The organism is Boseongicola sp. (genome assembly GCF_057460485.1).
The window spans coordinates 1-3,783 of record NZ_JBVCWP010000339.1; the positions used below are offsets into that span (position 1 = coordinate 1).

A 3,783-nucleotide genomic window follows, 5' to 3' on the forward strand; every position below is an offset into this window, starting at 1 on the left:
TCCCAGATATCTGACTTCTGTTTGTCCGTGAAGAATATGCGGCGACGATACTTCATGATGATCACTCCATCTCTCTCAAAAGATTAAAGTGTTGCATCGACCCGTTGAAACCGCCGGACGAAGCAGCCTTTCGATTGATAACCGCAGTATTGAATATTTCCGACATCGTGGGCCGTGAGTAGTCAGTCTTGATCCACCTTCCCCTCCCGCAGTTAATCTGAGCAGCGTCCAATGATTAGAGATTTCCAATATTCCGTGCTATATTTGAGCGACCAAAGCTAAAGAGCCTTGGCTTTTTAAAAATAATAGGTGGGGGATCAAAATGTTTGCTCGTGTTACTCATTACAAAATGAAGCCCGGTTCAAAGGACGCCGCGGCCGCGATAATGAACTCGTTGAAAAGCCAGATCATGGGAATGCCAGGGATGCATAACTTCATCAATGTCGCGAATGAGGATGGCAGCGGTTACGTCGTCGCAGTGGTCGAGAGTGAGGCTACTTCGAATGCCAACGCCGCAAAGGTGGCCGAACTATGGGGCGCATTTTCCGACCATTTGGAGGCCATGCCAAAGCCCGTCGGCTATGATGTCATTGCGAATTGGTCTAATTGAATGGCAGCAACGCCCCATTCTGGTTACCGCGACGCTGTACACAATGAAGAGCGGGTTCACCCTTAGGGTCAGGGCCTATAAACCGAATAAAAGCGGCCATTACATAAGACCTACGACAATGTCTGCTGTGCGGACTAAGCCGCCGATCGTCCTAGGCTGGTTGTGAAACTAAGCCCGTGGCAGCACAATCTTGCTTTCTCGCCTTTTAGAGATTGAACCAGCGCGACCTTCGCGTTTCGTCGAAACCTTGCTTAAAGTGCTTTCCGGCAATAGAGGGCGGATGATAGATCGCTTCAAGTTTCGGGCCCGTCAGAAAATCGAGCTGTGCATAGCTCACACGGCCATCGCCGTATTCGACGATGCAGGTGCCTTGCCCCGTGTTGAGTTGCGCGTTGCTCCCCCTGAGCTTTGCCAGGATGGATGTCGACACGCATTGAGCGGCACTTTCGGCGAATGTGCCCGATTTGGGCAATCCCGTCGCGGCCATATCCCCAATGGCGTAGACGTCCGGAAACCGCGTCTCCAGCGTCGACAGGTCGATGGGAACCCAGCCATCCTCTGTCAGTCCGCTGTCGATCACCACCTGCGGCGGCTGGTGCTTGGGTACGCCGAGGAACAACGTGAAGGGCAGTTCTGTCCCATCGTCCAGGATCGCCATTCCCGGCTCGAGCCGGACGACCATGCGCTGCTTCAGAAGTCGGATGCCAAACTCCTCAAACGAATCCATTAGCGCCTGCGCCATCTCGGCCGAGGCGGGCATTGGGCTCGACAGTGGCGAGACGAACGTTATGTCGCAATCTTCCCGAATTCCGCGTTCTGTCAGATAATGGTGCAGGGTCAGGGCGCATTCGCTGGGCCCCGGGGGGCATTTGTAGGGAAAGCCGCAGATCCCGACAATCACCGGCCCCGAGCTAAAGCCGGGAAGGACGTCGCTCAGCCGGTCGGCACCGGCGTCGGAATAAAACTCGTTACCATGCTCGGCGAGGCCGGGCGTCGCCGCCATGTCATAGTCCGCCCCGAGTGCGATTACGAGAAAGTCGGCCTCATAGGTGCCGCCATCCGTCGTTACGCGCTTCGCAGTTGCGTCGATGGCGATGATCGTCTCTTTGACAAGACGTATGCCGGGCTTTTCGAAGGCGGCGTAAGGCAAGGAAACATCGTCCAGCGTCGTCTTGCCGAACATGACGTCGATTCTGGAATATCCGAAGACGAAGCTGTCCCTTCGATCGATGACAGTGATATCAGCCCCCTCGCCAAGGGCCTCTGACAGAAGGGTGGCAAGTTCCAGGCCGCCAAAGCCTGCGCCCAGAATAAGAACTCGAGATTTCATTTGCGATCCTTGCTGATGCGACCATCCTCGGAGTTACCCGAAACTGCGTCCGGTCTTTTGGAAAAGGGCCTGGTTTGTTTTCCTCGTGAGGTTCCCTACACAAAAACCGTGAAATGATTAGGCAGCGTATAGCTCGATAAGTCAATCAAAAGGGGGCAACGCGCCTTGTGCATCCATCGCGTGGTATACCGGCCGCGACGGACGCTTGGAGAGAGGCGACCAAGGTTAACCGAACCTTGTCCATATCTGAACCGACAGGCCCATTGGCGAGGCGGAATGGGGGCTGTCCAGGCGGCTGCCGACAGCCCATGCGCGCAGCCAGCATCCGAAAACGTCATCGCCATGATCCGCGCAAAACGAAGGATCAAAAAGGTCTCGAAGCAGCCGTCTGCTGCGCTCACCAAGGACGTCTGCTTCGCGGACAAAGCGGCCCTGAGCGGATATCCGGCATCGTATCAATCGCCGCATCGCAGCTTTCGCTTTGCAGCCATTCGTGCACAACGCAGCATTCTCTTGGGTTCAATGACGGCAGAGCAGGACGAAGTGGGCGTTGAGTGGGTGTCAACTTCCGGGGTTGCCCGGTCACGTCCGTAAGAAATTGTCATTCATGGTGTGGTCCCAAGCGTGAGAGGTGCCTAGGGGAGGAAGCTCAAATCACAACCGATATTGCCAATTGCAAACGCGGGAAAGGATGCATTCTTCTCGCTTATATGTTATATTTCAAAAACGGTGACACTCCGTTCAGTGTCGACTAAGCGAGGATATTGATATGAAATCATTTCTCTTGACGACAGCCTTTGCACTCTTGGCATTTCCCGCATTTCCCGCATTGGCCGACAGTGTGACCGAGGCAATTGAAGCTCGCTCGCTCGAGTTCGAAGCGGCCTTCAATGTCGGCGACAGCGCCGCTGTCGCTAATCTTTATGCGCCGGATGCTGCGATCCTGCCGCCGGGCGGAGCGCGTATCGACGGCCGCGAGAAGATCGCCGCCTTCTGGGCGGGTGCTATTGAAAGCGGGCTCGCTGACCTAGACCTGATAGCAGCCGAAGTGATCGCCACCGGCGACAGCGCACTTGATGTTGGTACGCTCACTCTCTCCGCGCCGGGCGAGAACGGCGCGCGCGTTGTCGTCGCCGCCAAGTACGTGGTACATTGGATTCAGATCGACGGGGGCTGGCACCTCCATCGCGACATCTGGAACCTCGGACAATAGTCTGAGCAACGTAGAGCGCTTGTCTGGAGATTGGTCATGGAGTCGGGAACGGCGGTTTCCGATCAGACCCGCCAAGGCACTGGAGTGCTGGCCTTCCAGTGTACAGAAGTCCTTGGCAAAACCATGCTGAACCTTGACAGTTTCTAGCAGGGCTGCGGTCAATGCAGATATTCGCCGCGTTGTGTAGAATGCCTTGATAGGGTTCTGACGTGACCGCCGCAGCGCAGAACGGAAATGCGAATTAGCTACCAGTTGAAGGACCGCTTTCGGAATATGCGCAAATCAGGCTTGCAACCGCAGCGAATGACCGTTTCCCGCCCGACTTTCTGAATGCTGCGGTTGCAGCTGACGTGATCGTGCGGCTGCGGTGAAGGGCGGGTGCACGATTAAGGGGTGTTTTCTGATGAAAACATCTGCCAGCTATTTGATACAGGTCTGCGCCCTCTGGCATAAGACCCGTACAGGCGGGTGCAGATAAAAAACTGCGCCGGTCGCAAATGCGGGTCCGGCGCAGGTGCCCCGCCCTCGGGAAAAGGCCGCGGGGGATCAGATGTCGAGCGTGTTTTCGCGTTCCCAGCGAGAGAAATGCGACACGAAAGAATTCCACTCCTGATGCTTGAGCTTCATGAA

The 3,783-nt window shown here is 55.7% G+C and carries 4 protein-coding genes; 3 read left to right on the top strand and 1 reads right to left on the bottom strand.

From position 1 onward, the window contains the following. The first annotated feature begins 385 nt into the window (after positions 1-385). A complete protein-coding gene (locus AC221Y_RS21550; protein WP_486708383.1) occupies positions 386-610 on the top strand; it encodes a hypothetical protein in 225 nt (74 codons plus the stop codon). Positions 611-815: 205 nt separating this feature from the next. Here AC221Y_RS21550 and AC221Y_RS21555 read toward each other — a convergent pair whose 3' ends face one another. Next, complete coding sequence (locus tag AC221Y_RS21555) at positions 816-1,940, bottom strand: NAD(P)/FAD-dependent oxidoreductase (protein WP_085828777.1); 1,125 nt, start codon at positions 1,938-1,940, stop codon at positions 816-818. A 276-nt stretch (positions 1,941-2,216) separates the two neighbouring features. Here AC221Y_RS21555 and AC221Y_RS21560 point away from each other — a divergent pair, with 276 nt between their 5' ends. Then, positions 2,217-2,534: a hypothetical protein gene (locus AC221Y_RS21560; RefSeq protein WP_486708384.1), complete on the top strand. Its 318-nt coding sequence runs from the start codon at positions 2,217-2,219 to the stop codon at positions 2,532-2,534. A 175-nt stretch (positions 2,535-2,709) separates the two neighbouring features. Then, the gene (locus tag AC221Y_RS21565) at positions 2,710-3,153 is read left to right on the top strand and encodes a YybH family protein (protein WP_486708385.1); all 444 of its coding nucleotides are present in this window, start codon (positions 2,710-2,712) and stop codon (positions 3,151-3,153) included. Positions 3,154-3,783: the final 630 nt, after the last annotated feature.